19 protein-coding genes and 1 pseudogene are annotated in these 25,081 nt (G+C 66.4%); 12 read left to right on the top strand and 8 right to left on the bottom strand.

From position 1 onward, the window contains the following. The first annotated feature begins 16 nt into the window (after positions 1–16). From LHP98_RS10115 to LHP98_RS10095, 5 genes are all read left to right on the top strand, one after another. The gene (locus LHP98_RS10115; RefSeq protein ID WP_227252413.1) at positions 17–1,603 is read left to right on the top strand and encodes an ABC transporter substrate-binding protein; all 1,587 of its coding nucleotides are present in this window, start codon (positions 17–19) and stop codon (positions 1,601–1,603) included. A gap of 12 nt (positions 1,604–1,615) precedes the next feature. Continuing rightward, positions 1,616–2,572 carry an ABC transporter permease gene (locus tag LHP98_RS10110; RefSeq protein WP_227252412.1) on the top strand — a complete coding sequence of 319 codons (957 nt, stop codon included), beginning with the start codon at positions 1,616–1,618 and terminating at the stop codon, positions 2,570–2,572. Next, positions 2,569–3,384 (top strand): ABC transporter permease, encoded by an 816-nt coding sequence (locus LHP98_RS10105; RefSeq protein WP_227252411.1) that lies wholly within the window; start codon positions 2,569–2,571, stop codon positions 3,382–3,384. Before LHP98_RS10110 ends, LHP98_RS10105 begins: the two co-directional genes overlap by 4 nt. After that, positions 3,377–5,014, top strand: a complete 1,638-nt coding sequence (locus LHP98_RS10100; protein WP_227252410.1) for an ABC transporter ATP-binding protein — start codon at positions 3,377–3,379, stop codon at positions 5,012–5,014. Before LHP98_RS10105 ends, LHP98_RS10100 begins: the two co-directional genes overlap by 8 nt. Positions 5,015–5,089: 75 nt before the next feature. After that, the gene (locus LHP98_RS10095; protein ID WP_227252409.1) at positions 5,090–5,923 is read left to right on the top strand and encodes an alkaline phosphatase family protein; all 834 of its coding nucleotides are present in this window, start codon (positions 5,090–5,092) and stop codon (positions 5,921–5,923) included. Here LHP98_RS10095 and LHP98_RS10090 read toward each other — a convergent pair. The 5 genes from LHP98_RS10090 to ettA all read right to left on the bottom strand — a co-directional run bounded on the left by LHP98_RS10090 (position 5,920) and on the right by ettA (position 11,553). After that, the gene (locus LHP98_RS10090) at positions 5,920–6,831 is read right to left on the bottom strand and encodes an alpha/beta hydrolase (protein WP_227252408.1); all 912 of its coding nucleotides are present in this window, start codon (positions 6,829–6,831) and stop codon (positions 5,920–5,922) included. The genes LHP98_RS10095 and LHP98_RS10090 overlap by 4 nt on opposite strands. 240 nt (positions 6,832–7,071) lie before the next feature. Further along, positions 7,072–7,278 carry a cold-shock protein gene (locus LHP98_RS10085; RefSeq protein WP_227252407.1) on the bottom strand — a complete coding sequence of 69 codons (207 nt, stop codon included), beginning with the start codon at positions 7,276–7,278 and terminating at the stop codon, positions 7,072–7,074. A gap of 164 nt (positions 7,279–7,442) precedes the next feature. Then, positions 7,443–7,628, bottom strand: a complete 186-nt coding sequence (locus tag LHP98_RS10080; RefSeq protein WP_227252406.1) for a hypothetical protein — start codon at positions 7,626–7,628, stop codon at positions 7,443–7,445. A 1,284-nt stretch (positions 7,629–8,912) separates the two neighbouring features. Beyond that, positions 8,913–9,893 (bottom strand): PIN domain-containing protein, encoded by a 981-nt coding sequence (locus tag LHP98_RS10075; RefSeq protein ID WP_227252405.1) that lies wholly within the window; start codon positions 9,891–9,893, stop codon positions 8,913–8,915. 4 nt (positions 9,894–9,897) lie between these two features. Continuing rightward, positions 9,898–11,553, bottom strand: a complete 1,656-nt coding sequence (gene ettA, locus LHP98_RS10070) for an energy-dependent translational throttle protein EttA (protein WP_227252404.1) — start codon at positions 11,551–11,553, stop codon at positions 9,898–9,900. Between the two features lie 219 nt (positions 11,554–11,772). Between ettA and LHP98_RS10065 the strand changes: the two genes are divergently transcribed. Together LHP98_RS10065 and dacB are read left to right on the top strand one after the other, a co-directional pair. Further along, positions 11,773–12,369 (top strand): nicotinate-nucleotide adenylyltransferase, encoded by a 597-nt coding sequence (locus LHP98_RS10065; RefSeq protein WP_227252403.1) that lies wholly within the window; start codon positions 11,773–11,775, stop codon positions 12,367–12,369. 372 nt (positions 12,370–12,741) lie between these two features. Further along, the gene (gene dacB, locus LHP98_RS10060) at positions 12,742–14,202 is read left to right on the top strand and encodes a D-alanyl-D-alanine carboxypeptidase/D-alanyl-D-alanine-endopeptidase (RefSeq protein ID WP_227252402.1); all 1,461 of its coding nucleotides are present in this window, start codon (positions 12,742–12,744) and stop codon (positions 14,200–14,202) included. Between the two features lie 87 nt (positions 14,203–14,289). Here dacB and LHP98_RS10055 read toward each other — a convergent pair whose 3' ends face one another. Further along, on the bottom strand, positions 14,290–14,709 hold the full coding sequence (locus tag LHP98_RS10055) for a tellurite resistance TerB family protein (protein ID WP_227252401.1): 420 nt from the start codon (positions 14,707–14,709) through the stop codon (positions 14,290–14,292). A gap of 117 nt (positions 14,710–14,826) precedes the next feature. Here LHP98_RS10055 and LHP98_RS10050 point away from each other — a divergent pair, with 117 nt between their 5' ends. Next, entirely contained in the window at positions 14,827–16,410 is a 1,584-nt protein-coding gene (locus tag LHP98_RS10050) for a lysine--tRNA ligase (RefSeq protein WP_227252400.1), read from the top strand. Positions 16,411–16,498: 88 nt separating this feature from the next. Here the strand turns inward: LHP98_RS10050 and LHP98_RS10045 are convergent, their stop codons facing one another. Continuing rightward, the gene (locus LHP98_RS10045) at positions 16,499–17,362 is read right to left on the bottom strand and encodes an alpha/beta hydrolase family protein (protein ID WP_227252399.1); all 864 of its coding nucleotides are present in this window, start codon (positions 17,360–17,362) and stop codon (positions 16,499–16,501) included. 154 nt (positions 17,363–17,516) lie between these two features. Here LHP98_RS10045 and LHP98_RS10040 point away from each other — a divergent pair, with 154 nt between their 5' ends. Together LHP98_RS10040 and LHP98_RS10035 are read left to right on the top strand one after the other, a co-directional pair. After that, positions 17,517–17,915, top strand: a complete 399-nt coding sequence (locus LHP98_RS10040; protein ID WP_227252398.1) for a DUF4864 domain-containing protein — start codon at positions 17,517–17,519, stop codon at positions 17,913–17,915. A 138-nt stretch (positions 17,916–18,053) separates the two neighbouring features. Next, the gene (locus LHP98_RS10035; protein WP_227252397.1) at positions 18,054–20,342 is read left to right on the top strand and encodes a glycosyl hydrolase family 28-related protein; all 2,289 of its coding nucleotides are present in this window, start codon (positions 18,054–18,056) and stop codon (positions 20,340–20,342) included. A 75-nt stretch (positions 20,343–20,417) separates the two neighbouring features. Here LHP98_RS10035 and LHP98_RS10030 read toward each other — a convergent pair. Beyond that, positions 20,418–20,919: pseudogene (locus LHP98_RS10030) on the bottom strand (HugZ family protein). Between the two features lie 110 nt (positions 20,920–21,029). On the opposite strand from LHP98_RS10030, the gene LHP98_RS10025 reads away from it, so the two are divergent. After that, positions 21,030–22,679 (top strand): SulP family inorganic anion transporter, encoded by a 1,650-nt coding sequence (locus LHP98_RS10025; RefSeq protein WP_227252396.1) that lies wholly within the window; start codon positions 21,030–21,032, stop codon positions 22,677–22,679. Positions 22,680–23,116: 437 nt separating this feature from the next. Next, the gene (gene acs / locus LHP98_RS10020) at positions 23,117–25,081 is read left to right on the top strand and encodes an acetate--CoA ligase (protein WP_227252395.1); all 1,965 of its coding nucleotides are present in this window, start codon (positions 23,117–23,119) and stop codon (positions 25,079–25,081) included.

The following is a 25,081-nucleotide window of genomic DNA, read 5'->3' as shown; positions in this document are numbered from 1 at the left end:
CAGGGAGAGAAGAACGATGACGGACCAACTGGACCGGATGATCGAAACGGTGCGCCGTGGCCGCATGACCCGGCGCGAATTCGTCGGCCGCGCCTCGGCCATGGGCATCACGGCGGGGCTGGCCTCGGCGCTGTTTTCCAAGACCGCGCTGGCGCAAGAGGCCAAGAAGGGCGGCGTGATCCGCGTCGGCATGGCCGGCGGCGAAAGCACCAACAGCCTGGACCCCGCACTTGCGGCCTCGGAAGTGCCCTATCAGGTGAACATGACCTGGGGCGAGATGCTGGTCGACGTCAACCCCGACGGCAGCATCGACAACCGCATCGCCGAAGAGATCAGCTCATCCCCCGACGCCAGCGAGTGGAAGTTCAAGATCCGCGCCGGCGTGGAATACCACAACGGCCAGACCGTCACCGCCGAGGATGTGGTGGCCACGCTGAAGCGGCACACCGACGAAAAGGCGCAGTCGGGCGCGCTGGGCATCGTGCAGGGCATCGCCGAGATGAAGGCCGAAGGCGACATGGTCACCCTGAAGCTGGTCGCGCCGAACGCCGACCTGCCTTATCTGATGGGCGACTATCACCTGATGATCCAGCCCGGTGGCGGCGTGGACAACCCGACCTCGGGCATTGGCGCCGGCCCCTACAAGGTGGTGGTGAACGAGCCGGGCGTGCGGCACACCTTCGTCAAGCATGCCAATTACTTCGACAGCACGATCGGCCATGCCGACGAGGTCGAGATCCTGGTCATCAACGACAACACCGCCCGCACCGCGGCACTGCAGTCGGGCCAGGTCCACATGATCAACCGGGTCGATCCGAAGATCGTCGAACTGCTGAAGGGCGCCGCCGGCATCCAGATCCGCGCCGCGGCGGGCCGCGGGCACTATGTCTTCATCATGCATGTCGACAAGGCGCCCTTCGACAACAACGACCTGCGGATGGCGCTGAAGCTGGCGATCAACCGGCAGGAAATGGTGGACAAGATCCTGGGCGGCCTGGGGTCGCGCGGCAACGACTTTCCGATCAATGCCGCCTATCCGCTGTTCGACGACAGCATCGAGCAGCGCGACTTTGACGCGGCCAAGGCGGCCGAGCACTACAAGGCGTCGGGCCATGACGGTAGCCCAATCATCCTGCGCACGGCGCCGGGCGCCTTCCCGGGTGCGGTGGATGCCGCGAACCTGTTCGCCGCCTCTGCCAAGGCCGCGGGGATTCCGCTTGAGGTGAAGCTGGAACCCGATGACGGCTACTGGTCGAACGTCTGGAACGTCGAACCCTTCTGCGCCAGCTACTGGGGCGGTCGCCCGGTGCAGGACCAGATGTACACAACCGCCTATCTGTCCACCGCCGAATGGAACGACACCAAGTTCAAGAACGCCAAGTTCGACGAGTTGCTGCTGGCGGCCCGGGGCGAACTGGACGCTGCCAAGCGCAAGGGCATGTACAAGGAGATGGCCCAGATCCTGCGCGACGAGGGCGGGTTGATCCTGCCGATGTTCAACGACTTCGTCTCGGGCGTGTCGGACAAGATCGCCGGCTGGGTGGACGACCCCAATGGCGAGTTGATGAACGGCCGGGCGCAGGTGCGCTGCTGGCTGGCATAGGGCCGGCGCCTCGTGCATCCCATCCTGAAACTGGTGGTCCAGCGCATTGCGCTGGGCCTTCTGCTGCTTCTCGCCGTATCGGCGGTGATCTTCCTGGGCGTCGAGGCGCTGCCGGGCGATACCGCCCAGGCGATCCTGGGCCAGCAGGCCACGCCCGAGGCGCTGGCCAACCTGCGCGAGAAGCTGGGTCTCGATCGTCCGCCGCTGGAGCGATACTTCGCCTGGCTGGGTGGCGTGCTGACGGGTGATCTGGGCACGGCGCTGACCAATGGTGCCGACATTGCGCAGTCGATCGGGCAGCGGCTGGGCAACACGCTGTTCCTGGCCAGCTGCGCTGCGGTGATCTCGGTGCCGCTGGCCATCATCCTGGGCCTGATCGCCGCCCGTCACGCCGGCAAATGGCAGGACAAGCTGATCTCGGGCCTGACATTGACTACCATCAGCCTGCCCGAATTCGTGGCGGCCTACTTCGTCATCTACCTGCTGACCCAGGTCTTTCCGGTGTTCCTGCCGGTGGCCTCGATCTACGGCGGCATGACCTTCTGGCAGAAGCTGAACGCGGTGGCCTTGCCGGTGATCGTGCTGGTTCTGGTGGTGCTGGCGCACATGATGCGGATGACCAGGGCGGCAATCCTGAACGTCATGCAGTCGGCCTATATCGAGACGGCGGAACTCAAGGGCCTGACGCCGATGCAGGTGATCTGGCGCCACGCCTTTCCCAATGCCATCGCGCCGGTCGTCTCGGTGGTGATGCTGAACATGGCCTACCTGGTGGTGGGCGTCGTCGTGGTCGAGGTGGTGTTCGGCTACAACGCATTGGGGCAATACCTGGTCGATCATGTCTCGAAGCGCGACCTGCCGGTGGTGCAGGCGGTGGGCCTGGTCTTCGCCGCGGTCTACATCTTCCTCAACATCCTGGCGGACGTGATCTCGATCATCGCCAACCCGCGCCTGAGGCACCCGAAATGAGACCGCCGCTAAGCGCCCTGATCGGCCTGACGCTGACCGGCCTGTTCCTGTTTTCAGCCGTCTTCGCCCAATGGATCGCGCCCTATCCGATCGACGCCTCGGCCGGGAAGGTCTGGGAAGGCCCCTCGGCCGACTACTGGCTGGGCACCGATTCCATCGGCCGCGATATCCTGTCGCGGCTGATCTACGGCGGCCAGGTCACGATCTTCGTGGCGCTCGCCTCCTCGGCACTGGCCTTCTCGATGGGCGCGTTCCTGGGCTTTCTTGCCGCCGTTTCAGGCGGCTTTGTCGATCAGCTGCTGTCGCGCATCGTCGATCTGGTCATGGCGATCCCGTCGCTGATCGTGGCCCTTGTCATGCTTTCGGTCCTGCCGTTGAACCTGACCGTGCTGATCCTGGTCATGGGCATCCTGGACAGCACCCGCGTCTTCCGCCTGTCGCGGGCGGTCGCCATGGACATTGCCGTGATGGACTATGTCGAGGCCGCCCGGCTGCGCGGCGAAGGCGGGACCTGGGTGATTTTCCGCGAAATCCTGCCCAATGCGCTGTCGCCGCTGGTGGCCGAGTTCGGCCTGCGCTTCATCTTCGCGGTGCTGTTCATCTCGACCCTGTCGTTCCTGGGCCTGGGTGTGCAGCCGCCACTGTCCGACTGGGGCGGCATGGTGAAAGAGAACAAGGACGGGCTGATCTTCGGCAAGCCGGCCGCATTGCTGCCCGCCGCCGCCATTGCCGCGCTGGCGATCAGTGTCAACCTGGTGGCCGACTGGGTGCTGACCCGCACCTCCAGCCTGAAAGGGGGCCGCGGTGGTTGACGACACCCTGCTCTCCATCCGCGGCCTCAAGATCGAGGCCACCAGCTACCCGCCGGGCGAACCGGCCAGAGAGGTCACCCTTGTCCACGGCGTCGATCTGACGTTGAAGCGTGGCCGCGTGCTGGGGCTGATCGGGGAATCCGGTGCCGGCAAAAGCACCATCGGCCTGTCCGCCATGGCCTATGGCCGCGGCGGCGTGCGGCTGACGGGTGGCACGATCCGGCTCAATGGCCGCGACATCCGCCAGGCCGGCCCGCAAGATCTGCGCAGCTTGCGTGGCCGCGAGGTGACCTATGTCGCGCAATCCGCCGCCGCCGCCTTCAACCCGGCCAAACGGCTGATGGAGCAGGTCATCGAGGCCAGCCTCGCGCATGGCCTGATGTCCCGCCCCGAGGCCGAGGCACGGGCGATCTCGCTGTTTCGCAAGCTGGGCCTGCCCAACCCCGACGGGTTCGGCAACCGCTATCCACACCAGGTTTCGGGCGGGCAATTGCAGCGGGCGATGACGGCCATGGCGCTGTGCCCGCGCCCCGATCTGGTGATCTTCGACGAACCGACCACGGCGCTGGACGTGACGACGCAGATCGACGTGCTGGCCGCGATCAAGGAAGCGATCCGCGACACCCATGTCGCGGCGCTCTATATCACCCACGACCTGGCCGTGGTGGCGCAAGTCTCGGACGAGATCATGGTGCTGCGGCACGGCCGGATGGTCGAGATCGGGCCGACGGCCCAGATCATCCACGACCCGCAGCAGGACTATACCCGCGCGCTGGTCTCGGTCCGCAGCCTCGAACATGTCGAAAAGCCCCCGGCGCCGCCGGTCCTTCAGGTGGAAGGCATCACCGCCCGCTACCGCGGCACCCATTTCGACGTCCTGAAACGGGTGACGGTGGACCTTCCCCCCGGCCAGACCCTGGCCGTTGTGGGCGAAAGCGGATCGGGCAAGTCCACCCTGGCGAGGGTGATCACCGGCCTTTTGCCGCCCTCGGCCGGGCGCATCACCTTTGCCGGGCGCGTGCTGTCGCCCGATCTCAAGGGCCGCTCGCGCGACGACCTGCGCGAAATCCAGATGATCTACCAGATGGCCGACACGGCGATGAACCCGCGCCAGACCGTCGGCACCCTGATCGGCCGGCCGCTGGAATTCTACTTCGGCCTGCGCGGGGCCGAGCGCGACCGCCGGGTGCAAGAGCTGCTGGATGAAATCGAGATGGGCAAGGGCTATGCCCAACGCTACCCGGCCGAACTGTCTGGCGGGCAAAAGCAGCGCGTCTGCATCGCCCGCGCATTGGCGGCCAAGCCCAGGCTCATCATCTGCGACGAGGTCACCTCGGCGCTGGACCCGCTGGTCGCGGACGGCATCCTGAAGCTGCTGCTGAACCTTCAGGCGCTGGAGAAGGTGGCCTATCTGTTCATCACCCACGACCTGGCGACGGTGAAGGCGATCGCCGACAAGATCGCGGTCATGTACAAGGGCGAGGTGGTGCGCTACGGGCAGAAATCCGACGTGCTGGCCCCGCCCTTCGACAACTACACCGACCTGTTGCTGTCGTCCGTCCCCGAGATGGAAATCGGCTGGCTGGAACAGGTGATCGCGCATCGCAAGATGGAAAGCGCCGGGAATTAGCGCCGGGGCCGCGCCCGCGGAACGTATGGCGGTTTGCCATAGGTCCGCCTTACACTGACCAGACGGGAACCGGACGTGACGAAACTGCTGCTCATCATCCTCGACGGGGTTCCTTACGCCAACTGGCGGCGGCTGTTCGGCAACCTTGAAGGCTGGGTGCAATCGGGCGAGGCGCGGGTCTGGCGGATGCGCTCGGTGCTGCCCTCGACCTCTGCCTCGTGTTACGCTTCGATCCACACTGGCCTGCCGCCGCAGGTGCACCGCATCTGGGACAACGCCGACATCCGCCGGCTGGAGTTTCCCGACGTGTTCTCGGAATTGTCCAAGGCCGGCCGCAAGACCGGCGCCGTGACCCACAGCTACTGGTCGGAATTCTTCAACCGCGCCCCGTTCGACGTGGTGCGCGACATCGAATATGACGAACCCGGCGGCCCGATCACTCATGGCCGGTTCCACACCATGCACGGCTACGGGCACGCCAACCAGATGACCCCGGCCGACTACGACCTGTTCGGCACGCTCACCCGGCTGGCCGAGGTGCAAGGCATCGACTACGGCATCCTGCACACCTGCACGCTGGACAGCATGGGCCACCGCTTCTTCCACGACTGCGAGGAAATGGACCACGCCTGCTTCGCCATGGACGCGACGCTGGCGCCGTTCATCGACAGTTGGCGCCGCGGCGGCTTTGAGGTGATCGTCACGGCTGACCATGGGCAGGACGCCCGCGGCCACCACGGCGGTACCGGCGAGGCGCAGCAGGACTTCGCCTTCTACTACTTCGGCGCCTCGCCCATGCCGGCCCCGGATGTTGTGCTGGACCAGCTTGCCCTGGCCCCCTCCATCCTCACTCGCATGGGCATTCCAGTGCCTGCCACGATGAAGGCGGCGCCCTTCTTCGCGGTCTAGAACGGCCAGCGCCCCTCGGCAAAGGCCGCGATGGTCTTGCAGACCATGTCAAAGCTCTCTGCGGCCCGCGGCACCGTCGCCCGCGCCCGCAGGTAGCCATGCACCAGCCCGGTGGCTGTCACGGCCCGGGCCAGCCCGCCGGCAGCGCTGATCTTTTCAGCATATTCAATGGCATCGTCATGCAGCGGATCGCATTCCGCTCCGATCGCCAGGGTCATCGGCAGCCCCGAGAACTCTGCGTCCTGCAGCGGAGACACCGTCGCATCCCCCTCCGGCGGCGCCATGCCGCCGTGCCGGATGCCAGCATAAAACGCCAGATCGGCGGCGGTCAGCATCGGCGCGAAGGCGTGGGTCACAGCGCTGCCCCGGCCCCGGTCGCCCCCCAACCCCGGATAGATCAGCACCTGGCCCAGCAGGCGCGGGTCGCGCAGGGCATGTGCCGCTGCCGCCACCAGGTTTCCTCCCGCGCTGTCGCCGACCAGGACAAGTGCGCCCGGAGTGGCCCGGATCACCCCGCAGACATCGTCGAGAGCGGCCGGATGCGGGTGTTCCGGGGACAGGCGATATGCGACCGAGATCACCGTCAGGCCCGTGGCCGCCCGGATTTCGGCGCAGACGTCATCATGGCTGTGCAGGCCTCCGACCACAAAGCCACCGCCATGGGCATAGAGCACGCTGGCCGGCCCGGCGCCCGGATAGCGCCGGCAGGGAATGCCTGCGATGCTCTGATCCAGCGCCGTCACTCCCTCCGGATAGCCACGGAAAAAGGCGCGACACATGCGGTCATAGATCGCCCGCTGATCGGCGATACCCAGCGCCGCGGTATCGGCCGGATAGGCGGCTTCCGTAGCCCGGATAAAGGCCCAGGTCGGGGCATCGATCAGTCGGGAATAGTCGGGGTCGGGCATTCTGGGGTTCCGGCAAAGGAAGGCCCGGCGATCTTGCGGCACCTAGGTCCGTTGGGCAACACGCCGTCACCGATCTGCCGCCCGCGACAGGCAACCCTGGCCGGAGGCCCGCCAGCCGGGCCGTCTCTCGGGGCAAACCGGGTTGCCCTCAGCCTTGCACGCGGGCGGGACGCAAGGCTTCGCGGAATGCGAAAAAGGCGGACCTCAGCAGACCGCCTTTCCGTCGTTCTTCGGCAGAAATCAGGCCAGCGCCAGATTGGTCGCGGATTCGCGGCCGTCGCGGCCGGCTTCGATGTCGAAGGTCACGGCCTGGCCGTCCTTCAGGCTGCGGATTCCGGCGCGCTCAAGCGCGGTGATGTGGACGAACACGTCCTTCTTGCCGCCTTCCGGCGCGATGAAGCCATAGCCTTTGGTCTCATTGAACCACTTCACGGTGCCCTTGGCCATCGTGAGGTCTCCTTCCGAAATGCCGCCCGCGGGAGTGCGGCGGCCTGGCGCAGTCAGCTGTAGTCGATAGCTGTGGCCGAAGGTCGGAGACAGATCGAGAGAGATAACGTCGCGCCGGGAAATATTAGGCAGGTCGCGCCGGAAGGCAAGAATTTTTGCGGCGCTCAGGCCTTCTGCGGGGCAGGTTCGTGGCGGGGCGACAGGGCGAAGACCCCGGCGAGGGCGACGGCAACCAGGCCGGTCACGACCCAGAGGGTGACGGCGCTGGCGAGGCTGGCGCCGAGGAGGAGGGCGGCGACCGCGGCCACGAACCCGAGCATTCCGCCGAAAAGAACCGCCACGATGGCCATGGTATCCTCCGTTGATCCCTAGGGTCAGAATCGGGGGCGATTCGGGCCAAAGTGGGGCGGGGATGCGGAAAGGTGGCGGCGTGTCCCATGATGGGACACCTCAGGCCGCAAAGGATTCCAATGGGTTACGAATCCATTTTAGGGATTTGTTAAGGATCGGGTCCGCGGGACGGCTTTCAGGCCGAACTGCGTGCAACCGAAACGGACGCGGGCGCGGGCGCTCTTCACGGCCTGCCTGGCCGTGCGGGGCGGCGACCTTCTGGTGCGCGCGGTCGCAGCCTTGCGGCGGGCGGTGGCACAGACCCGGACCGCGCGTCCGCTCGGGATTGAGGCCGGGGGATGCTGCCGAACCATCTGCATTGCATTTGGCAGATGCCGGACGGGGTGAGGCCCGACCCCGGGCATCCGGCTGGGGGCAAGTCGGTCCCGTGGACCATTCTGAGGGACGCAAGGATTTCGGCACACGGTTTGGGGGGCGATCAAGGCGCGGCTCCGGGTGCAGATGCGCAAGGCGCGGGCCTTCGCCCCGCCGCCGCCGCCGATTGGCCGGAAGAACGGCGGGCTGAGCCCCGCCCCGCGGCGGAAGGGCGAGGTCGGGCCTGGGCAACCCCGGTTCCGGCAGCATCACATCGGCGACGAATCCGACTTTGCGGCGCAGGTCTGGTCTGGCCACAACAACCCGGTGATACACGGGCGCGAGGCCCGGCGCGAAGCCCGACGCGAAGATCGGGACTTCTCGTCGGCGCATTGGCGGCAGGGCGGGGTTCACCCCGCCGCTGCGGGTGGCTGAGGAGAGGCGGGGTGACCCCCGCCCTCGGGTGACCATGCCGGTGTCGCGGCGCATGTCTTGTGGTGAGCCACACCCCGGCGCAGCGCGGGTTCGTTGTGCGGCCGGGGGAATGGGTGTCTTCGTCGGTGCAATGAGTCGGGCGGGGTCCACCCCGCCCTGCGTTGGACGCGGGGGGCCGAGGGCCGGAGAGCGACCGTCCGGTGGACGGTCGCCCGGCCCGATGGACTGAAGGCCGCAAGGCCGCAAGGCAAGGGGGGTGCGGCGGGGACCCGCAGGGCTGGAAATCGGGGCGCGCCTGCCTGGGGTGAGGCGGATCGGAAAACAGTCCAGTGGACTGTTTTCCCGCCGAACGCCCGAGCACGCTTGCGAGGGCCGGGTAGCGCGCTTGTCGCGCCTGCCGAGGGGCAGGCAGGCGCGGCCCGATTTGTCGCGGGACAAATCGGGCGGGGGGTGCATGTTCAGATGCGACCAAGGACCACTAAAACTGTCCTTCGTCAGAATGGAATGTCAAAATAGTCTTCGTGCACTTCCAATAGCTCAGAAGCAGCCCTGAGTTCACGACCATCGAGGTGAACGGCTTGACCCCTTAGGGTCAAGTAGAAGTCTTTCACATCCGGATCTGTGGCGATCCAACCCACTTGCGTATTCTGGAGCAGAGCGTTGAATAGCCCTCGGACTTGTGCCTTCGTGAAGCTCGAAAACGGCGTAAGTCGCTCTATGATTTGATGGGTTTCGGAGAAATTCGCTGATTGGACCAGCTTCTTGACGAGCTCATCTTTCTCAAACTCATCCGAAAGTGTGATCTTTGGAAATTGTGCTTTGAAATAGTCTGAAAGTGATCGATAGAGGTGAGGTTGGCCGAATTTCTTCACACGCTTCCATTCATCCCCAAGAAATGGGTTGATCTTCAGCGGGTCAAGGGGATTTGAGAAATCTGAATCTAAAGAAACAATAGAAATGGCGTGGACAGGCTTCTTTAAAAGGCTCAGCCAGTGGATTGCATCTCCAATTGAACCCTTCTTGCCCGGCGGCTCACCTAAATCGCACCGACGCAAAGCGGCTTCAACTTCAAGATTGGATACGTCATCCCGGGTGCCAAGCTTGAGAAGGCCTTCTATTAAATGATCTGCACGCAATGATCTTGACTCAATGTCCTTCCGAGCTTGGTCTACTAGCTTGGAGTGGAGCAGCGAAACTTCCTTCAGCTTTGTTCTAATCTGACCAAGTTCTGGGTAGTCATTGAAGTAGTGTGGGTACTCTCTTGAGAAGCTCAACGATTTTATGCTTGAAAAGGCCTCGCCGATCTTTCCTTCACGATTTCGTCTGATCTCAGACTCCAAGTGTGTGTTCGTATGGAGCGTTATTTCCTCATCGCCAATCAGTTTGACGACTTTCGCCATTTCCTCCAAATCATCCTTTCCAAAAGCGTAGAAGGACAGGAAGACATTGGCGTCCAAGAATAGGGCGTGAGACATCCCCTCACCTCGTGAACTTCTTGTACTTCACCCGCTTCGGCTCGATCGAATCCGGGCCCAGACGCCGCACCTTGTCTTCCTCGTAGGCCTCGAAGTTGCCCTCGAACCATTCCACTTTCGCGTCGCCTTCAAACGCAAGGATATGCGTGCAGAGGCGGTCGAGGAAGAAGCGGTCGTGGCTGATGATCACGGCGCAGCCGGCGAAGTCTTCCAGGGCGGCCTCAAGGGCTTGCAGGGTTTCGACGTCGAGGTCGTTGGTGGGTTCGTCGAGCAGAAGCACGTTGCCGCCGGCGCGCAGGAGTTTGGCCAGGTGGACGCGGTTGCGTTCGCCGCCTGACAACAGGCCGACCTTCTTCTGCTGGTCGCCGCCCTTGAAGTTGAACGCCCCGCAATAGGCGCGGCTGTTCATCGTGGCGTCGCCGAGTTCCAGGATTTCCAGCCCGTCGGAGATTTCCTCCCACACCGTCTTGTTGGGGTTGAGCGAATCGCGCGACTGGTCGACGTAGGCCAGTTTCACCGTGTCGCCCAGGGTGATGGTGCCGCTGTCGGGCTGTTCCTGCCCGGTCAGCATGCGGAACAGGGTCGATTTGCCGGCGCCGTTGGGGCCGATCACGCCGACGATGCCGCCGGGGGGCAGGGCGAAGGAAAGGCCCTCGATCAACTGCTTGTCGGCGTAGTGCTTGGCGAGGTTTTCCACCTCGATCACCTTGCCGCCCAGACGCGGGCCGTTGGGGATGATGATCTGCGCGGTGGCGATCTTTTCCCGCTCGGATTTCGAGGCCATTTCCTCATAGGCGTTGATCCGGGCCTTCTGCTTGGCCTGCCGGGCCTTGGCGCCGGCGCGAATCCACTCCAGCTCTCGTTCCAGGGTCTTTTGCGTGGAGCGATCCTCGCGCGCCTCTTGCGCCAGACGCTTGGCCTTCTGTTCCAGCCAGGCCGAGTAATTGCCTTCGTAGGGAATGCCGCGGCCGCGGTCGAGTTCCAGAATCCAGCTGGTGATGTCATCCAGGAAATAGCGGTCGTGGGTGACGATCAGGATGGTGCCCTTGTATTCGATCAGGTGCTTTTGCAGCCAGGCGATGGTTTCGGCATCGAGGTGGTTGGTCGGTTCGTCGAGCAGCAGCATGTCGGGCGCTTCGAGCAAGAGCTTGCACAGCGCGACGCGGCGCTTTTCGCCGCCGGACAGGGTGGTGACGTCGGCATCGTCGGGCGGGCAGCGCAAGGCCTCCATCGCGACGTCGACCTGGCTGTCGAGATCCCACAGGTTCTCGGCGTCGATCTGGTCTTGCAGGGCCGACATTTCCTCGGCGGTGTCGTCGGAGTAGTTCATCGCCAGTTCGTTGTAGCGGTCAAGCTTGGCCTGCTTGGCCTTGACCCCCTCCATCACGTTGCCGCGGACGTTCAGCGCCTCGTCCAGCTGCGGTTCCTGGGGCAGGTAGCCGACGGTGGCGCCCTTGGCGGCCCAGGCCTCTCCGGTGAAGTCCTTGTCCCAGCCGGCCATGACCCGCAGGAGCGACGACTTGCCCGAGCCGTTGACGCCGACGACGCCGATCTTCACCCCGGGCAGGAAGTTGAGGCGGATGTTCTCGAACACCTTCTTGCCGCCGGGATAGGTCTTGGAGACGCCGTCCATGTGATAGACGTACTGGTAGCTGGCCATGCGGGTGCTCCTTGTCGCGGGTTGCCGTGCATGTAGCGGGCCGGCGGCGGCGCTGCAACGGTCAGAGCGCGTGGCGCGGTCGGCCGGGCATGGATCGGGCCTGGGGGATGATGGGCCGGAAATCCGGCGTCCTCGCCCGGTCTGGCCGGGTGTCCTGCGGCAAGCCATTGTAGGTGTTAGCGGTTTCGGGTCACATGGCCGTGAGGGCGGAGGAACGGGATGCCTGCAGGATTTCCAGTGGCGCGGCGCGGGATGGTCATCGGCCTCTTGGGCGGGTCGTTCGACCCGGCGCATGAGGGGCATGTGCATGTCACGCGCGAGGCGCTGAAGCGGATGGGGATCGACCGGGTGTGGTGGCTGGTCTCGCCCGGCAACCCGCTGAAAGCCCGCCAGCCGGCGCCGATGGCCGACAGGCTGGCGCATGCGCGGGCGCTGATGCGGCACCCCCGGGTGGTGGTCACCGACCTCGAGGCGCGGCTGGGCACGGTCTACACCGCCGACACGGTGAAGCGCCTGCAGGCGATCTATCCGGGGGTGGCCTTCGTCTGGCTCATGGGGGCCGACAATCTGGTGCAGTTCCACAAATGGGGCCGCTGGCGCGAGATCATGGCCCTGGTGGCGGTGGGTGTGCTGGCCCGGCCCGGCTCGGGGCTGAAGGCGCGCCTGTCGGTGGCGGCACAGATCTTCCGCGGCAACCGGGTTCACCGGGGCGAGAACCTAGCGCGGCGCAAGGCCCCGGCCTGGGTCTTCGTGAACCTGCCGATGCACGATGCGTCATCGACAGAAATCCGCGCGCGGGGCGGCTGGCGGCGGTGATCCGGCGGAGCGTCCGCGAAAGCGCGTCCGCACGCCTTGTCTCTCGCCTCTGGCGCGCAAGCGCGCCAACCGGCTCGGCCGCCCGGCATCGGCGCGACGCCCTCTCCGGGCCTTGGCTCCTGGCACTGGCCGGGGCCTCCGGCGGGGATATTTTCCCAGAGAGGAAGGCAGACGCGTGCCCCTGCCTTCCTCTCTGCAAAAAATATCCCGGGGGAGTCTTCGCGCCTTCGCGAAGACGGGGGCAGCGCCCCCCTCTGACCCGGGTCGGGTTTGCGGGGCTGGCGGAATTCCCCGAATCGAGTATGCCGAAAGGGGTGTTCCATCGGGGATACGGGCAGAGATTCGGGCAGAGATTCGGGTGGAGATTCGGGTGTGATTTCGCGGCGCGGCGTGTTGGCGGGGGTTCTGGCCGGGGCGGCTTTTCCGGGGCTGGCCGAGGTCATCGAGCGTTCGCCCCGGCCGGTGCCGCGGGGCGGTTGGCCGGCGGCGGCCCCGGCCGGCGCCGAACGCCTGATTGCCGCGGCCGAGCTGGGCGGCACGGTGGCCTATGTGCTGGCCGACGCGGCAACCGGCGTGGTGCTGGAGGCGAGGTCGGCCGAGGCGCCGTTGCCGCCGGCCTCGGTCGCCAAGGCGGTGACCGCGCTCTACGCGCTGGAGCGGCTGGGGTCGGGGCACCGCTTCGCGACACGGGTGCTGGCGACGGGTCCGATCATTGGCGGCATCGTGCAGGGCGACCTGGTGCTGGCGGGCGGCGGCGACGCAACCTTGCAGACCGACCAATTGGGCAACCTGGTGGAGCGGCTGGCGGCCGCCGGCCTGCGTGGCGTCACGGGCGCATTGCTGTTTTGGGAACAGGCGTTGCCGGCGCTGGACCGCGTCTCGGACGATCAGCCGGTGCATGTCGGCTACAACCCGGCGATTTCCGGCCTTTGCCTGAACTTCAACCGGGTGAACTTCGAGTGGAAGCAGGCCGGCGACGACTGGGCAGTGCAGATGGATGCGCGCGGCGAGCGCTTTCTGCCGCTGGTGCAGATGGCCCGGATGTCGGTCGCCCGCCGCGAGACCCCGCTGTTCACCTATGACCGCGGCCCGGATCACGAGGACTGGACGGTGGCCTCGGCGGCGCTGGGCAAGGGCGGCAGCCGGTGGTTGCCAGTGCGTCTGCCCGGGGTCTATGTGGCCGAAGTCTTCCGCACGCTGGCCCGCGCGCAGGGCATCGAGTTGCCGCCGGCCGCGCCAGTCATCGCCTTGCCGCAGGGCAGCGAGATCGGCCGGGTGGATAGCGAAGCGCTGCCGGACGTGCTGCGCGACATGCTGAAGTTCTCGACCAACCTGACCGCGGAATGCAGCGGTCTGGCGGCCAGCGGGGCGGGGGGGCTGGCGTCCTCTGCGGCGACGATGACGGCCTGGGCGCAGACCGCCTTTGGCATTGGCGCCCGCTTTGCCGATCATTCGGGGCTGGGCGGTGACTCACGGATCACCGCTTCCGACATGGTCAAGGTGCTGCTGGCCGATCACGCCCGGCGGCGGGGGTTGCGACCGATCCTGCGCGACGTCGGCATGAAGGACGACAAGGGCCGCGTGATCGAGGGGCACCCGGTGACGGTTCTGGCGAAATCCGGCACGCTGAACTTCGTCTCGGGCCTGGCCGGGCACATCGTGCCGCCCAGTGGGCGGGAGATGGTCTTTGCCATCTTCTCGGGCGATCCTGCCCGCCGCGACGCCGTGCCCGCAGCCGAGCGCGAAGATCCGCCCGGCGCCGAAGGCTGGACCAAGCGCGCGCGCCGGATGCAAGGGCAGTTGATCAGCCGCTGGGCGACGCTTTACGGCTAAGCCGGGCGGCCGGGGAAGCAGGCGATTTCCGAAGTCGGAAATCGTGCACGGAATTCGACTTCGAATTCCGTCTGCCACGGTTTGCGCTCAGGGCATCATGTGCCGCACCCGCGCGCCCCATTCGATGGCCGCGGCATGCAGGTGGTCGATCTTCAGCTCTTCGCGCACCTCTTCCAGCATCCGCAGCTCCTCCTGGGAATGCTTGCCATCCGCCGTCACCACATCGCAGGCCAGCGCATAGGCCGTCTCGAACAGCCGCTCGGGCAGGGCCCCGCGGATCAGTCCGAACAGGGCGTCGAGGCCGTCTTCTTCCTCGAACAGGTCGAACACGGTCTGGCTGACGCGGCGGATGCGGTCGGCGTCGTAGCTGGCGAAGACCGGCATGTGGTTCACCACCCGCTGGATGGCCACCAGTTCGGCGGTGCGCATGTTCTGGTCGGCCGCCGAGCAGGCCACCATCACCGCCACCAGGGCATCTTGCGGCGACATCGGCGCGGTATCGGTCATGGTCGGCTCCTTCAGGGCATTGCGGGGCGGAGATTATTGACGGGGCGGGGCCACGGCAATAGAGGACGGCAGGCCGGGGACAAGGGGTTTCCGGCCCGCCCGCAAAGGATTCCCTCCATGACCGCGCTCCGCGACGCTGCGATGAAATCGAAGGCCTGGCCGTTCGAAGAGGCGCGCGCGGTCTTGAAACGCTATGGCGGCAAGGACCCGGCCAAGGGCTATGTGCTGTTCGAGACCGGCTACGGCCCCTCGGGCCTGCCGCATATCGGCACCTTCGGCGAGGTGGCGCGCACGACGATGATCCGCCGGGCGTTCGAGATCATCAGCGATATCCCGACGCGGCTGATCTGCTTTTCCGACGACGTCGACGGCATGCGCAAGGTGCCCGAGAACGTTCCGCAGCAAGAGATGCTGCGCCAGCACATGCAGAAGCCGCTGACATCGGTGCCCGACCCCTATGGCGAGTTCGAAAGCTTCGGCGCCCACAACAACGCCATGCTGCGGCGGTTCCTGGACACCTTCGGTTTCGAGTATGAGTTCTTCTCGGCGACCGAGTTCTACAAGTCGGGCCGCTTCGACGACACGCTGCGGCTGGCCGCCGAACGCTACGAGCAGATCATGGAGATCATGCTTGCCAGCTTGCGCGAGGAGCGCCAGCAGACCTATTCCTGCTTCCTGCCGATCCACCCCGAGACGGGGCGCGTTCTGTATGTGCCGATGAAGCACATCGACAAGGTGAACCACACCATCACCTTCGATGACGAGACGGGCCGCGAATGGACGCTGCCGGTCACCGGCGGGCATGTGAAGCTGCAGTGGAAGCCCGATTTCGGCGCCCGCTGGGCCGCGCTGGACGTCGACTTCGAGATGTACGGCAAGGACCACAGCACCAACACGCCGATCTACGACGGCATCTGCGAGGTGCTGGGCGGCCGCAAGCCCAACCACTTCACCTATGAGCTGTTCCTGGATTTCGAGGGGCAGAAGATCAGCAAGTCCAAGGGCAACGGCCTGACCATCGACGAATGGCTGACCTATGCGGCGACGGAATCCCTCAGCTACTTCATGTACCAGAAGCCCAAGACCGCCAAGCGGCTGTGGTGGGACGTGATCCCCAAGGCGGTGGACGAGTATCACCAGCAACTGAAGGCCTTCCCCGAGCAGGAGCTGGAGGCCCGCGTCAACAACCCGGTCTGGCACATCCACAACGGCAAGCCGCCGGCGTCGCACATGGTGGTGCCGTTTGCGATGCTGCTGAACCTGGCCTCGGTGTCGGGCGCCAAGAATGCCCGCGGGCTGTGGGGTTACATCAAGGCCTATGCGCCCGAGGCCAGCCCCGAGACGCACCCCGACCTGGACGCCGCCGCCGGCTTTGCGGTGCGCTACTTTGCCGACAAGATCGCCCCCACTCGCGCTTTCCGCCTGCCCGACGAGCGCGAGCGCGCGGCGATCGAGGACCTGCGGGCGCGGCTGGCGGTCTGGGAAGGCACCCATGACCCCGAGGCCTTGCAGGCGGTGGTCTATGCGGTGGGCAAGGACCACGGGTTCGAGCCGCTGCGCGACTGGTTCAAGGCCCTCTACGAGGTGCTGCTGGGCGCCAGCGAAGGCCCGCGCTTCGGCGGCTTCATCGCGCTGTACGGCGTGGCCGAGACCGAGGCGCTGATCGCCCGCGCGCTGAAGGGCGAGCTGGTCGGGGCCTGACGCACCCCCCCATTGCGCGACTTCGGGATACGGAATTCGAAGACGAATTCCGTCCACGATTTCCGACTTCGGAAATCGGCGCCCGGGTTTACTGGAGGTGCGGCTTCAGGAAGCCGATGGTTTCGCCCAGCATCTGGTCCAGCGTGTCGGGGCCGGTGAAGGCGTTGAAGACGTGGTCCATCTCGGCGGTCCACTTCACCTCTTGCCCGTCATGCGCGGCAAGGAAATCGTCGGCGGCGTGGGGCAGGACGGTGGTGTCCTGCGTGCCGTGGGCCACGAACAGCGGCCCGGCGTAGCCGGCGAGCTCGGCCTTGGGGTCAAAGCTCTGGATGCCCTCGAAGAAGCCGCGTTTCAGCTGGATTTCGGCCCAGGGCAGCTTGACCGGAATCGGCGCATCGCCGGCGGCCAGGCCCGCGGCCAGGGTCTCGGCCCCGAGGATGCCGCCGAAGCTTTCCTTCGGGTCGGCCACGGCGGCCCACAGCACCAGCGCATCGGGCGTGTCGGACCGGCCGGCGACGGCGGTGGCGACAAGGCCGCCCTGGCTCCAGCCCAGGACGGCAAGGCGCTGGCCGTCGACGGCGGGGTTCGCCTGCACCCAGGCCAGCGCGGCCAGGCCGTCGGCCACCTGGCCTTCGAAGGTGGTGTCGGCAAAGGCGCCGGGGCTTTCGCCCGAACCGCGGAAGTCGATCCGCAGCGAGGCGATGCCCTGTTCGGCCAGCGTGCGGGCGGTGCGGGAAAACACGCCCTCTTCGGTGCCGGCGACGGGCAACTCGTCCCGGCTGCCGGTGAAGCCGTGCAACAGCAGAACCACCGGCGCGGGGTCGCCGGCCGGGGTTTCCAGCGTGCCGATCACCGGGCCGAGGGGGGTGTCGATGGTCACCGTCTCTTCCGACTGGGCCAGAGCAGGGGCGGCGGCGGCAAGGGCGGCAAGCAGGCAAAGGGCGGCGCGCATGGCGGGGGTTCCTTCAGGCTTGGGAAAGCCCAAGGACAGCGCGGCGGGCGGGGAGCTGTCAAGTAGGCGTTGGCGGGCAGGCGTTGACGGGGGGGGCGTTGACGGGCGGGGCGGGGGCGCTAGCTGACCCTTGTCCAGCCCGGAGGCCCGCCCCATGCGCCTTGCCCGTGTCGCCGCCCTGATCCTGACCTTGGCCCTGCCCGCCGCCGCGCAGGAGGCGCCGATCGAGGGCACTATCCGCGCCCAGATCGACGCCTTCCGACAAGACGACTTCGCCACCGCCTTCAGCTATGCCAGCCCCGGCATCCAGACGATGTTCGGCACGTCCGAAAGGTTCGGCCGGATGGTGGTGCAGGGATATCCGATGGTGCATCGCCCGGCCGAGGTGCGGATGCTGGGTCTTGAGGACCGCGACGGCCAGCTGTGGCAGAAGGTGCAGATCACCGATGGCGCGGGGCGGGTGCACGTCCTGGGCTATGAGATGGTCGAGACGCCGGAAGGCTGGCGGATCGACGGGGTGGTGATCCTTGACAGCCAGGACGTCACCGCCTGAGCCGGCCGTTGCGCGCGGCGCCGGTGCCCCGCGCGCCCGCCTGAGACCCGGTTAACCCTTCGTTGATACTTCCCTTGCCCGAGGGCGCGGCCCCGTCCTGGCGGCGCGTCGGAAGCAATTCGGCAAGGGAATGTGCAGATGAACAAGGCGATTACCGAAGGGCTGGTCCTGATGCCGCCGCCGTTTTCGGCGGGTCTCGCGAACTGGTCCAGCGCAAACGGCGTGCCGGGCGATGCCTCGTATTCCGGGGCCCCGAACGCCGCGCTGGTTTCGAACGACCAGGATTTCGGCAGCTGCCTTGAGTTGCAGAAAACGGCGGCCACCCAGAAGCTGCGGGCCTTTGCCGAAACGCCGCTGCGGCCGGACATGTACATCCGCATCACGGTGAAGCTGAAGGCGGTGTCGGGCAACCTGCCCGAGGCACGCATCGCCGCCTGGGCCGGCAATGCCGGTGGCAGCAACGTCGGCGGCGTGCCGCAGACCGATGCCTCGGTGCAGCTTCTGAGCTATGGCGAGATCGTCACGCTTCAGACCATCATCGGCGCCGGCAACCGGCAGGGGGTGGACCTGGCCTGGGGGCTGGAGCCGGTCTTCGCCCATGTCGGGCTTGACCTGACCGGATCGACCGGCGGCGTGGTGCGGATCGACGACATCGTGGTCGAGGACGTGACCGAGGTCTTCCTGCGCGGCCTGGTCGACGTGGTGGACGTGCGCGACTATGGCGCGGTGGGCGATGGCGTGGCCAACGATTTCGCGGCCTTCCAGGCGGCCGACCTGGCGGCGGCGGGACGGTCGATCCTGGTGTCCTCGGGGACCTACCTGATCGCCGGCAACCTGACGGTGAATTCCCCCATCCGTTTTGTCGGCACCATCACCCAGCCGGCCGCGAACCGGCTGGTGCTGACGCGCAACTTCGATCTGGACACCTATTCCGCGGCCTATGGCGGCGATGCCGAGGGGTTCCGGCGGGCCCTGCAGGCGCTGTTCTATTTCAGCGACCACGTCACCTTCGACATGTCGGGCCGCCGGGTCGATCTGACCGCGCCGGTGGACGTGGCGGCGATCTCGGGGCTGACCAGTTTCTCGAACCGCCGGGTGCTGCGCAACGGCTCGATCAACGCGGTGACCTCGACCGCCTGGACCAGCGAGGTGGTGACCTCGGTCGCCACCTATTCCACCGCCGCCGCGACCACGCTGACCGGCGTGGTCAACGTGGCCAACGTGCCGCTGGGTGCGCTGGTGCAGGCCACCGGCGTGGGCCGCGAAGTCTATGTCAAGGCCAAGGACATCGGTGCCGGCACGGTGGAACTGTCGCAGCCGCTGTACGGCGCTGCCGGCACCCGGACCTATACCTTCACCCGGTTCAAGTACCTGCTGGATTTCAGTGGCTTCTCGCAGATGTCGCGGTTCGAGATGCAGGAGCTGGAGTTCAACTGCCTTGGCCTTGCCTCGGGCGTGTTGCTGCCGCTGGCGGGGTCGGTGAACCGCTTCGACAACTGCACCTTCAACCGGCCGCTCGACCGCGGCATCACCTCGACCGGGTCCGGTTGCCAGGGAATCCAGGTGGACCACTGCCAGTTCCTGTCGAACGAACAGTCGCTGCCGGCGCAAAGCCGCACCACGATTGCGCTGAACATCCAGGCCAACGACGCCAAGATCCGCAACAACCGGGTGGTGCGCTTCCGCCACTTTGCGGTGATGAACGGCACCAGCCACATGGTGCAGTCCAACCATTTCTTCCAGGGCGACGACCAGACCTCGGGCGTGCGGCTGGCGGGGCTGATCTTCACCCAGACCAACGTCGCCACCGTCGTCAGCGGCAACTACGTCGACAACTGCTTCATCGAATGGGGCAACGAGCATGACGTCGAGCCCGAGTTCAACGCCGAGTTCTCGTTCGGCGGGCTGAACGTGACCGGCAACATCTTCATCGCCTCGAACGTGTCGTCGGCGTTCCGCTGGCTGGTGGTGAAACCCTATGGCACCGGGCATTTCTTCAACGGCTTTGCCCTGACGAGCAACACCTTCCGGGTGTTCAACGCCACGGTGGACCGGGTCGAGATGGTGGACACCAGCTTTGCCGCGCTGGACTTTGCCCGGTCGCGCAATGTGCGGGTGGAAGGCAATACCTTCAACCAGGTCGACCAGACGATCATGAACCCGCTGGTCGTCACCCACACCCAGAACACCGCCGCCGACACCTGGACCATCGACGCCGCAGGCTACATTCCGTTCGGCGGGCGGGTGCGGATGGTGGAAAGCATCTGCCCGGAAGGCGCGATCACCACGGCAGCGAACGCCGCGCGCTATGTCTTCCCGAACGCGCTGCCCGAGCAGGGAGCGTCGGGCAACCAGGTGCAACTGCGCTGGGGCGAGGCGGTGAAGGGCAAGGTCGTGGCGGTCTTCCGGATGGACACGACGACCTGAGGCCCCGGCCGGGGCCGGGCGCCACGGGGCGGGCGGGGGCGGTCTGGGCGACCGTCCCCGCCCTTGTGCCATGCGCTACCCCAGCAGATCGGTCGCGGTCAGCCGGAACGCCCGGCCAAAGCCGCCGTTCAGCAGCGCCGATAGCGGATGCAGCCGGACAAAGGCGAAATCCGGCAGGTCGATGTAGAGCCTGGCCTTGGGGTGCCGGGCCAGCCAGGGGCCGCGCAGGGCATCGCGGCCCCGCCGGCGGCACGATCTCGGCCCGGGCCCGGAGCATCAGCCGCGGGTGGGTCAGCGGATCGCCCCTTGCGCCCACCTCGCCCACCAGCACGGCGCAGGCGGGGTGCGCCCGCAGCGCCCCGAGGTGCGGCGCAAGGCCCGACACCAGCGTCAGCGGACAGCCGTCCGGCGCCCGCCCGAAGGCCACCCGGCTGATCCCCGGCGTGCCGTCGGAAGGGTCGGTCCAGGCCAGTGCGGCATGATCCGCCCGCGCCAGCAGGTCGCGCGCCAGCGTCCGCGCCTCGGCATCGGCGGGGGCGACGGGGTCGGGGCGGCGCGGGGGCGAGGGATCGGTCATGGGTCGGCCAGAACGCTGTTGACAGCAAGAAGAGGCCAGAGTCTTCTGGCGCCATTCAGACCGACAGGCCAGCAATTTCTGGCAGTCCGCACTTGGCCCCGGTGCCCTTGATGACCGATCTGACCCGCACGAACCGCGTCCCGGACGAGTTCCTACCAAAGATCGTCACCGTCTTTCGCGAGGGCTATCGCGCCAGCAACCTCAAGGCCGATGCGCTGGCCGGGCTGACCGTTGCCATCGTGGCGCTGCCCCTGTCGATGGCCATTGCCATCGCCAGCGGCGTCGGCCCCGAGCGCGGACTGAACACCGCCATCATCGGCGGCTTCCTGGTCTCGGCCTTCGGCGGCAGCCGCTACCAGATCGGCGGGCCGGCGGGGGCCTTCATCGTACTGATCTCGGCCTGCGTCATGGCCATTGGCCTGCCGGGGCTGATCACGGCCACCTTCCTGTCGGGGTTCATCCTGATCGTCGCGGGCCTGCTGCGGCTGGGGACCTACATCAAGTTCATCCCCTATCCGGTGACCGTCGGCTTTACCGCGGGCATCGGTGTGATCATCTTCGCCAGCCAGATCAAGGAGTTGTTCGGGTTGACCCTGGCCGGACCGGAGCCGGCCGAGATCATCGCCAAGCTGCAGAGCCTGTGGGACGCCAAGGGCAGCGTCACGCCGCAAGCGGTGGGCGTGGCGCTGATCACCATCGTCACCATCCTGGCCGTGCGCCGGTTCAAGCCGCACTGGCCCGGCATGCTGATCGCGGTGGTGCTGACCGCCATCGGCACCGCCACGCTGGGCATGCCGATCGAGACCATCGGCAGCCGCTTCGGCGCTTTGCCGAACCTGCCGCCCCTGCCGGTGCTGCCCGCGGTGGATGCCGCCGCACTGACCGCGGCGCTGCCCTGGGCGCTGAGCTTCGCGCTGCTGGGCGCCATCGAGTCACTCTTGTCGGCGGTGGTGGCCGACGGCATGAGCGGCGCCCGCCACCGGTCAAACGCGGAACTGGTGGGGCAGGGGGTGGCCAACATCGGCGCCGCGCTGTTCGGCGGGTTCTGCGTCACCGGCACCATCGCGCGGACCGCAACCAATGTGCGCGCGGGCAGCCATGGCCCGGTTTCGGGCATGCTGCACGCGCTGTTCCTGCTGGCCTTCATGGCCGTCGCCGCCCCCTATGCCGCCTATATCCCGCTGGCCGCCCTGGCCGGAGTGCTGGCGCTGGTCAGCTGGGGCATGGTCGAGAAAGAGGAATTCTGGAACCTCGTCCGCGCCTCGCGCGGCGATGCGCTGATCATCCTGACCACCTTCCTGCTGGTCGTCTTCCGCGATCTGACCGAGGGCATCGTGGTCGGCTTCGCCATCGCGGGCCTGGTGTTCATCAAGCGGATGTCGGATGCGACCGGCCTGCGCCAAGGCGAGGTGCCGGTCGAAGAGGGCGGTCCGCCGATGAGCGACGTGATGATCTACCACCTGAACGGGCCGTTCTTCTTTGGCGCGGCGGCGCAGGTCGGCGGGGTGCTGGACCGCATCGCCGAACGGCCGCGGATCTTTGCCGTCGATTTCACCGACGTACCGATGATCGACAGTTCCGGCGCCAAGAGCTTTGACGTGCTGGCGCGCAAGCTGCACCGCAAGGGCGGGCAGCTGTGCATCGTGGGCGCGCCGCCGCAGGTGCGGGCGGTGCTGCTGGCACAGGGCCTGCGCGAGCCGCATGCGCGCTATCTGCCCGATCTGGCCGCATTGCGCGAATGCGCCGCCAGCCGCAGCTAGAGGCGGCGGCGGGCGGGAAACGATTTCCGAAGCCGGAAATCGTGCACGGAATTCGACTTCGAATTCCGGTTGCTGCGCCGAAGCGTGGCGCCCCGGCGGCCGTCGAATCGTCTGGCCTGCCGCTGCGCTCGCCGCAGGGTTGCGGTGCGCCCCGGCGGGCCCTGGCTGGTCCGCCGCTTCGCAGCGGCCCTTGACGGCGCCGCCCTTGTCAATCTGTAGCGCCTTGAAAACGCGCGGCAAATCCGCCTCATTCCTGTCACAATTTACAGACTTGACGGCATTGGCGTTAATTTGTTGACAGAAAAATGTTTGCGTTAAAAGGGGTTACCAGAAAATTGACGATGCGTTACAATGAGTCAGAGAAGCTTTGTCCGGGGCAGCCCCGGGCGGTATGGGCGCAGGCCAGGGCCGGGTCTGCGATCTTTCGGGAGGACGCCATGAAAGACCACGTTGATGCGCATGCCCTGCATGCCCCGTCGGACGATTTTGTCGCCAACGCGCATATCGACGCCGAGACCTATGCCAAGATGTATGAGGCCTCGATCACCGATCCCGATGCCTTCTGGGCCGAACACGGCCAGCGGATCGACTGGATCCAGCCCTTCACGGTGGTGAAGAACACCAACTTCAACGTCGGTCACGTCGACATCAAGTGGTTCGAGGACGGCACGCTGAACGTCAGCGCGAACTGCATCGACCGCCACATGATTTCCCGCGCCAACCAGACCGCGATCATCTGGGAACCCGATGATCCCAAGACCCCGGCGCTGCACATCACCTATGCGAAGCTTCTGGAAGAAACCTCGCGGATGGCCAACGTGCTGAAGTCGGTCGGCGTGCGCAAGGGCGACCGGGTGGTGATCTATCTGCCGATGATCCCCGAGGCGGCCTACGCCATGCTGGCCTGCGCGCGGATCGGCGCCATCCATTCCATCGTTTTCGCCGGCTTTTCGCCCGATGCGCTGGCGAACCGGATCAACGACTGCGACGCCAAGGTGGTGATCACCGCCGACTACGCCCCGCGCGGCGGCAAGAAGACGCCGTTGAAGGACAACACCGACAAGGCGCTGCTGCACTGTTCCGACCGGGTGAAATGCCTGGTGGTCAAGCACACCGGCGACCAGATCCACTGGATCGCCGACCGCGACATCGACCTGCGCCAGCAGATGGACTGGGCCAAGCCCTATTGCCCCTATGTGGAAATGGGCGCGGAAGACCCGCTGTTCATCCTGTACACCTCGGGCTCGACCGGCAAGCCGAAGGGCGTGGTCCACACCTCGGGCGGCTATCTGGTCTATGCCTCGATGACCCAGCAGCTGACCTTCGACTACCATGACGGCGACGTGTTCTGGTGCACCGCCGATGTCGGCTGGGTCACCGGCCACAGCTACATCATCTACGGCCCGCTCGCCAACGGCGCCACCACGCTGATGTTCGAGGGCGTGCCCACCTTCCCCGACGCCGGCCGGTTCTGGGAGGTCTGCGCCAAGCACAGGGTCAACCAGTTCTACACCGCGCCCACCGCGATCCGCAGCCTGATGGGCCTTGGCCCGGAATGGGTGGAAAAGCACGACCTGTCGTCGATCAAGGTGCTGGGATCGGTCGGCGAGCCGATCAACCCCGAGGCCTGGAGCTGGTACAACCTGCACGTCGGCAAGGGCACCAAGCCCATCGTCGATACCTTCTGGCAGACCGAGACCGGCGGCCACATGCTGACGCCGTTGCCCGGCGCCATTGCCACCAAGCCCGGCTCGGCCACCTTGCCGTTCTTCGGCGTCAAGCCGGTGGTGCTGGATGCCGCGACCGCCAAGGTGCACGAAGAGACGGAAACCGAAGGCGTGCTGTGCATCGGCGACAGCTGGCCGGGCCAGATGCGCACGCTCTGGGGCGACCATGAGCGCTTCGAGGAGGCGTATTTCACCCAGTACAAGGGCTATTACTTCACCGGCGACGGCTGCCGCCGCGATGCCGACGGCTACTACTGGATCACCGGCCGGGTCGATGACGTGATCAACGTCTCGGGCCACCGGATGGGCACCGCCGAGGTCGAAAGCGCCCTTGTCGCGCATGAGAAGGTGGCCGAGGCCGCCGTCGTGGGCTACCCGCACGACATCAAGGGCCAGGGCATCTATGCCTATGTCACCCTGATGAAGGGCGTCGAGCCGTCGGATGCCCTGCGCAAGGAACTGGAAGCCTGGGTCCGCCAGGAAATCGGCCCGATCGCCAAGCCCGACCTCATCCAGTGGGCCCCCGGCCTGCCGAAGACCCGCTCGGGCAAGATCATGCGCCGCATCCTGCGCAAGATCGCCGAGAACGACTTTGGCGCCCTGGGCGACACCTCGACGCTGGCCGACCCCGCAGTGGTGGACGACCTGATCGAAAACCGGATGCACCGGGGCTGA

Source organism: Rhodobacter sp. Har01 (assembly GCF_020564565.1).
Classification (GTDB): Bacteria; Pseudomonadota; Alphaproteobacteria; order Rhodobacterales; family Rhodobacteraceae; genus Pseudogemmobacter.
This window is presented reverse-complemented; position numbering and strand designations above follow the sequence as displayed.